The sequence below is a fragment of the Mesorhizobium sp. M5C.F.Ca.IN.020.32.2.1 genome (genome assembly GCF_004023105.1).
GTDB classification, from domain to species: domain Bacteria; phylum Pseudomonadota; class Alphaproteobacteria; order Rhizobiales; family Rhizobiaceae; genus Mesorhizobium; species Mesorhizobium wenxiniae.
The window spans coordinates 1-5,666 of record NZ_RZSX01000384.1; the positions used below are offsets into that span (position 1 = coordinate 1).

A 5,666-nucleotide genomic window follows, 5' to 3' on the forward strand; every position below is an offset into this window, starting at 1 on the left:
CCCAATGGCCATTCCGACGTGCTGTTCGGCCATGTCGCCAGCCGCAATGCCGACATCATCGCCGCCGTGTCCGGCTGGCGCGAGACATCGGGCGGCATTCCCGGGCCGTTCGAGGCGTGGCTTGTGCATCGCGGCTTGGAAACGCTCGACGTGCGTTTCGACCGCATGTGTTCTTCCGCCGAGGTGATAGCGCGGCGTCTGGAGAGCCATCGTGCGATCAGCGGCTTGCGCTTTCCGGGTCTGGTAGGCGACCCTTCGCACAATCTCGCCCGCGCCCAGATGGAGCGCTTCGGCTTTCTCATCTCGTTTGTGCTGGCATCGGAGGACAAGGCCGAGGATTTCATCAACAACTGCTTATTGATGCAGGCGGCGACGTCGTTCGGAGGCGTGCATACGTCGGCGGAACGGCGAGCAAAAAGAGGAGACGCTGTTCCGCCCGGCTTCGTTCGCCTGTCGGTCGGCTGCGAACCGGTGGAAGAGCTTTGGCAGGCGATCGAAGCGTCGCTGGACGGCATCGGCGGCTGAACGGATCGATCACGGAGCCAGATCGTCGGCTTCGATATTGCGCCGGCCATGCAGCCCGCGCAGGATCTCGACTGCATCCTCGCTGACACGATACAAGGTGAGATACTCGCCGACGACCAGATGGCGGATGCCGGACGAATGTCTTCGCGCGGTGCGCCTGAGAAGGGATAAGTCGCCAGTTGCCGCCAGCGGGCTTCCGGTCGAGCAGCCGGTCCGCTACAGCCTCGTCGTCTCGCGCAACATGGAGCCAGGTCGCGATCAAATCCTCTTCTGCATTGCAGTTCGGATGATGGGCAGCAAATTCATGCCGCGTTATCGGATTTCAATCGTCTGCGCGCTTCGGCCTTGATTTCGTCGATCGACGCAAACCGACCCGGTCCGCTGTCAATTCCCTCCTGCACCAGCTTGCGCAACTCCTCGACCGTATAGCCGTGCAGGTCGCGGCGGGTCCTTGCATTGCCTGAGCGCGTCGCGGATCACCTCGCTCGCCGAGCATATTCGCCGGCGGCGACCACAACGTCGACCGCCGCCGCCAGTTCCGGCGAAAGCGTGATGCTGCGTTTGTCGACCTGACCCATGATGCGCTGCTGATATTGCCCGCGCCTATATGGTACGATTAATCGCACCGACTTCAAGAAACGCTTGTTACGCCCACTGCCCAGCAAAGCCGGTTCAGTAGTAAAGCGCCTGAACCAGCAGGCGCCCGATGACGCAACCTGCTGATATCAGGGGATGTCCTTGTAGTATCTGGAAGAAATTGCCAGCTGGCCTGTAAGCCGGGTTCTGTATGGCCCTCGCCCCTTGCGGCGCGAGAACGTGGCGGCCATTCATCTTGGGCGCATGTTGCCATGCACCTCACGCAACCTACCCGGACGGTGAGCCGGAAACAGCCCTCGAGGGTTTCCCCTCGCACCGTCCCTATTCGGTCTTGCTCCCGGTGGGGTTTACCGTGCCGCTCCTGTTGCCAGTCGCGCGGTGGGCTCTTACCCCACCCTTTCACCCTTACCACGGTAAAACCGTGGCGGTTTGCTTTCTGTGGCACTTTCCCTAGGGTCGCCCCCGCCGGCCATTAACCGGCACCGTGTCTCCATGGAGCCCGGACTTTCCTCACCCGCAGCCTTTCGGCTTCGCGGGTGCGGCCGCCCGGCCAGCTGGCAAGGCGTATAAAGGGGTTCAAGGCCGAAAACGCAAGAAAAAAGCAGGTTCGGGCTTATTACGCCGGCGCTCCAAGCGCGGCCAACTGCACCTTGACCTTGCCGCAATAGGCCGCGGAAATCGGGTTCATCCGCTTGGCGCCATGGCCGGCATTGTATTTGAGAATCGTGCCGCAGGTCGTGCCGCCGCCGAGGTTGTGCGCCATGGCGAGGTATTTCATGCCGTATTTGATGTTGGTCTCGGGATCGTAGAGGCCCTTGATCGAGCCGCTGTAACCCATCATCCGCGCCGTCGACGGCTTGATCTGCATCAGGCCGATCTCACCGGCGCTGCCGACCTGGTTCGGCCGGAAGCTGCTTTCGATCATGATGACGGCCTTGGCGAGCGAGACCGGCACACCATTGCTGGCGGCATGACGCTCGATGATCGCCGAATACTGGCCACTGCCGCCAGCGGCCGCCGCGTTCGGCGCCTCCGCCCGGCTTTTCCCGCCGATCGACGCCGTCGTCGCCTGGTCGATGCGGGTCCTGTTGCGCTTCACGTGCCGTTTGGAGACTGCATTTTTTGCGGAGGCTGGCTTGTTTACCTTTACCCCAGCTTTTTCCGCCTTTGCGGATGCTGGCTTTTTCACCTTTACCGCAGCAGCTTTTACCGCCTTTGCGGAGGCTGTCCTTTTTTCCTTTGCATCTTGGCCGGCTTTCGGCGTGGCGGTTTTATCGGACACGGTAATGAAACCCTGGTCGGCCCGCTGGCTCAGCGGCGCGCCATGGGCGGCACCGATGGCGAAAGTCAGTACGCCGGCAGCAACAGCTGCCGTTAAAACGGTCAATTTCTGCATGGGATCCTGTTCTGTTTTGAACGCGCGAAGAACTTCACGCAGCTACGCTAAATCAACATCGGAACATCTGGGGGCTCTAGGTCCGACAATTTGCACGGATCGCCTTTGACGGCCGAATTGGCGGCAAAAAAGGCGAGGCAAGTCACTTTGAGTGACAGGCTGTAACTGAACAGCTAGGATAAGACTACTTGGGCGGAACTGCCCTCACGGAAGCAAGCAGCCTTTCCAGCGTGCGGATTGTCGATCCGTCGGCCACGCCATCCACTTTGCGTTGGCGGAAATGCCGTTGAAAAGCCTCGACCACGATTTCGGTATGCCGGTCAAAATTGCCTGATATCTCTACGCCATAACCGTAGAGCGCCAGCATCGATTGCAACGCCTCGACCTCGGCATTCGCATCGCCGGCCTTCAGCACCGCGCCGCGCCTGAGGGGTGCCGCTTCGACGAGATGGCCGACACCGGCCTCGAACAGCGCTTTCCAAGGGAATTTCTCGCCGGGGTCGATCTTGCGTCCCGGCGCCACGTCGGAATGGGCGAGCACCCGTTGGGCTGGAATCGTATGGCGCTGAACAATTCCCTTGCACAGGCCGATGACGGCATCGATCTGCGGTTTCGGAAAATTCCGATAGCCCAGCGAATGCCCCGGATTGACGATCTCGATGCCGAGCGAACAGGAGTTGATGTCGCTGCGTCCGAACCAGGAACTCTTGCCGGCATGCCAGGCACGGTCGCTTTCCCTGACCATCTGGACGATGCGGCCGTCCTCATGGACGAGATAATGCGACGAAACCTCGCTGGCCGGATCGCACAGCCATGCTTCGGCGCCGGCGCCAGTCTCCATCCCGGTGTAGTGCAGCACCATCATGTCGGGCTTCTCGCGTCGTGGACCGAAATTCGGCGATACCCTTACCTCGGCGCTCGGCTCGTCGGGCGGGAAGCCGCTCATGCGTGCCGCAGGCCTCGTTCGATCATCTCATAGGCCGCGTTGATCGCCGCTATCCTGCTCGTTGCGATCTTGACGAATTCCTGCGGCAGCCCGCGTGCGATCAGCCGATCGGGATGGTTGTCCGAAACCAGCTTGCGATAACGCCTCCTGACCTCCTCGAACGTTTTTCCCCGCTCGATGCCAAGCACGACATAGGGATCGGCCGCACCCAGGTCGACGTGCCGGGCCAGAATGCTCTGGTAATGCGCCTCCTCGATCCGGAAGATCTCGGCAATACGATGCAGGAACTGCCCTTCGCGCTCGTGGACCAGCCCGTCGGCCTTGGCGATGTGGAACAGCCCGTCGAGAATGTCCTCCAGCATCTTGCAGTTCGAATGACCGGAGCCGCAAAGCTGCGCCATGCGCGCGGCATAGGTCTCGAACCCGGCAATGTCGCGCTTGGCCAGATCGTAGAGCCGCGCCACATTGCGCGTTTGGTCCTTCGGCACTTCGAATATCTGCTGGAAGGCGCGCACCTCGTCCTGCGTGACGATGCCGTCGGCCTTGGCCATCTTGGCCGACAGCGCGATCATCGCTACCGAGAAGGCGACGCGCCGGCGCAGATCCGGGTCGCCGGAGAAAACCGTGCGTACAGCCTCGACCACGTCGACGACGCCGGACGAGGTTGAGGACGAAACGCGCGTGATGAAGTCGCCAAAGCGATCCCAAATCGACATGGGCACCTATTAGGGCTAACTGGCCACCGCTATCAAGCGAAGACAATGCCGCAGGGCAGCCGATTTCGCGGCCGCCTGACCAGCTGGCGCAACCGTCGATCATGGAAAATCAGCAGGCGGCAGCGGCGGCCACAGCGAGCGAAACTGCCAGCCTTCGTCGCCTTGCCATTCGGCCCCTTCTGCTGGGCGAAAAAGTAACGGGCGAAACTGCGCTTGCGGCGGCGGTCGCAAGGAGCGTGTCCTGAAGTCAGAAGGCCGGCATGATGCCGGCCTTCTGTTCATCACCTGAGAACTACTGCGCCGGCGCAGCCGGAGCCGGCTCGGCCGGCTTCGTCGCGTCAGGCGCCGGCTGCATCGGCTGTTCGTTCGCCGGCGGATTGGTGCTCTGCGTGGTTGTGGCGTCCCCGCCCGTGCCGCTATCGCTGCAAGCCGCAACGCCAAGCAGGGCAAGCGCCGAAACCGACGCAAGAATGAGTTTCTTCATGACATCTCTCCTCTAATCACGCCCCCCGCTACCGGGTGACGAGCGAGGACAGAATGCATCAGGCGCTTATGAGTTTCATAACGTTGCGTTTCCGCATGTAACATCATCTGCTTTTGCCGTTGCCGGCGAAGCCCTGGCGAACTAACACCAAGCCAGGGCGAATTAACATATTGAATCAATAAAATGCCTAGGAGAGCTGCCGTGACCGCCAAATGGGATTTCTGGATCGACCGCGGCGGCACCTTCACCGATGTCATAGGCCGTGATCCGGAAGGCGGGCTGCACCCGCGCAAGCTGCTTTCCGAGAATCCTGAAGCCTATACCGACGCCGCCATCCAGGGCATTCGCGATCTGCTCGAATTAAAATCCGGCGCGCCGATCCCGTCCGGCCTGATCGGCGACATCAAGATGGGCACTACCGTTGCCACCAACGCGCTTCTGGAGCGCAAGGGCGACCGCGTGCTGCTGCTCATCACCAGGGGATTTCGCGACGCGCTGAGGATCGCCTATCAGGCGCGGCCCGACATCTTCGCCAAGGAGATCATTCTTCCCGAACAACTCTACGAGCGCGTCATCGAGGTCGACGAGCGCGTGCGCGCCGACGGCTGCGTCGATCGGCTGCTCGACATCGCCGCCGTGCGCCCAGCCATCGAACAGGCCAAGGCCGACGGCATTGACGCCGTGGCGATCGTCTTCATGCATGCCTGGAAATATCCCGACCACGAAAAGGCGGTTGCAAAAGTCTGCAGAAAACTGCGGTTTCGCCAAGTCTCGGTCAGCCACGAGGTCTCGCCACTCATCAAGCTGGTCGGCCGCGGCGACACTACCGTGGTCGATGCCTATCTGTCGCCGATCCTATCGCGCTATGTGCAGAGGGTGGCGGAAGAGCTGGGCGTTTTCTCCCCCCTCGAGGGGGAGATGGCCGCGAAGCGGCCAGAGGGGGTCGCCCAAGGCAGCGCGAGGCCTCAAGGAACGTCGAGCACTGCCGCAACGACCCCACCC

The 5,666-nt window shown here is 61.6% G+C and carries 6 protein-coding genes and 1 other RNA gene; 2 read left to right on the top strand and 5 right to left on the bottom strand.

The window, feature by feature from the left end:
• The coding region (locus EOA86_RS19290; RefSeq protein ID WP_206630071.1) for a PLP-dependent transferase at positions 1-525 on the top strand (525 nt) is incomplete at its 5' end.
• A gap of 756 nt (positions 526-1,281) precedes the next feature.
• Here the strand turns inward: EOA86_RS19290 and rnpB are convergent.
• From rnpB to EOA86_RS19325, 5 genes are all read right to left on the bottom strand, one after another.
• Positions 1,282-1,680, bottom strand: an RNA gene (gene rnpB / locus EOA86_RS19305) — RNase P RNA component class A.
• 58 nt (positions 1,681-1,738) lie between these two features.
• Entirely contained in the window at positions 1,739-2,518 is a 780-nt protein-coding gene (locus EOA86_RS19310; RefSeq protein ID WP_128343133.1) for a transglycosylase SLT domain-containing protein, read from the bottom strand.
• Between the two features lie 184 nt (positions 2,519-2,702).
• Positions 2,703-3,464, bottom strand: coding sequence for an N-acetylmuramoyl-L-alanine amidase (locus EOA86_RS19315; RefSeq protein WP_128343135.1), 762 nt, complete (start codon positions 3,462-3,464; stop codon positions 2,703-2,705).
• Positions 3,461-4,180, bottom strand: coding sequence for a DnaJ family molecular chaperone (locus tag EOA86_RS19320; RefSeq protein WP_128343136.1), 720 nt, complete (start codon positions 4,178-4,180; stop codon positions 3,461-3,463). Before EOA86_RS19320 ends, EOA86_RS19315 begins: the two co-directional genes overlap by 4 nt.
• A gap of 292 nt (positions 4,181-4,472) precedes the next feature.
• Positions 4,473-4,664, bottom strand: coding sequence for a hypothetical protein (locus EOA86_RS19325; RefSeq protein WP_029351485.1), 192 nt, complete (start codon positions 4,662-4,664; stop codon positions 4,473-4,475).
• Between the two features lie 201 nt (positions 4,665-4,865).
• Between EOA86_RS19325 and EOA86_RS19330 the strand changes: the two genes are divergently transcribed.
• The coding region (locus EOA86_RS19330; RefSeq protein WP_245497317.1) for a hydantoinase/oxoprolinase family protein at positions 4,866-5,666 on the top strand (801 nt) is incomplete at its 3' end.

Coding starts and splice junctions, on each gene's coding strand:
- EOA86_RS19310 (WP_128343133.1), bottom strand. CDS start 2,518: ATGCAGAAATTGACCGTTTTAACGGCAGCTGTTGCTGCCGGCGTACTG.
- EOA86_RS19315 (WP_128343135.1), bottom strand. CDS start 3,464: ATGAGCGGCTTCCCGCCCGACGAGCCGAGCGCCGAGGTAAGGGTATCG.
- EOA86_RS19320 (WP_128343136.1), bottom strand. CDS start 4,180: ATGTCGATTTGGGATCGCTTTGGCGACTTCATCACGCGCGTTTCGTCC.
- EOA86_RS19325 (WP_029351485.1), bottom strand. CDS start 4,664: ATGAAGAAACTCATTCTTGCGTCGGTTTCGGCGCTTGCCCTGCTTGGC.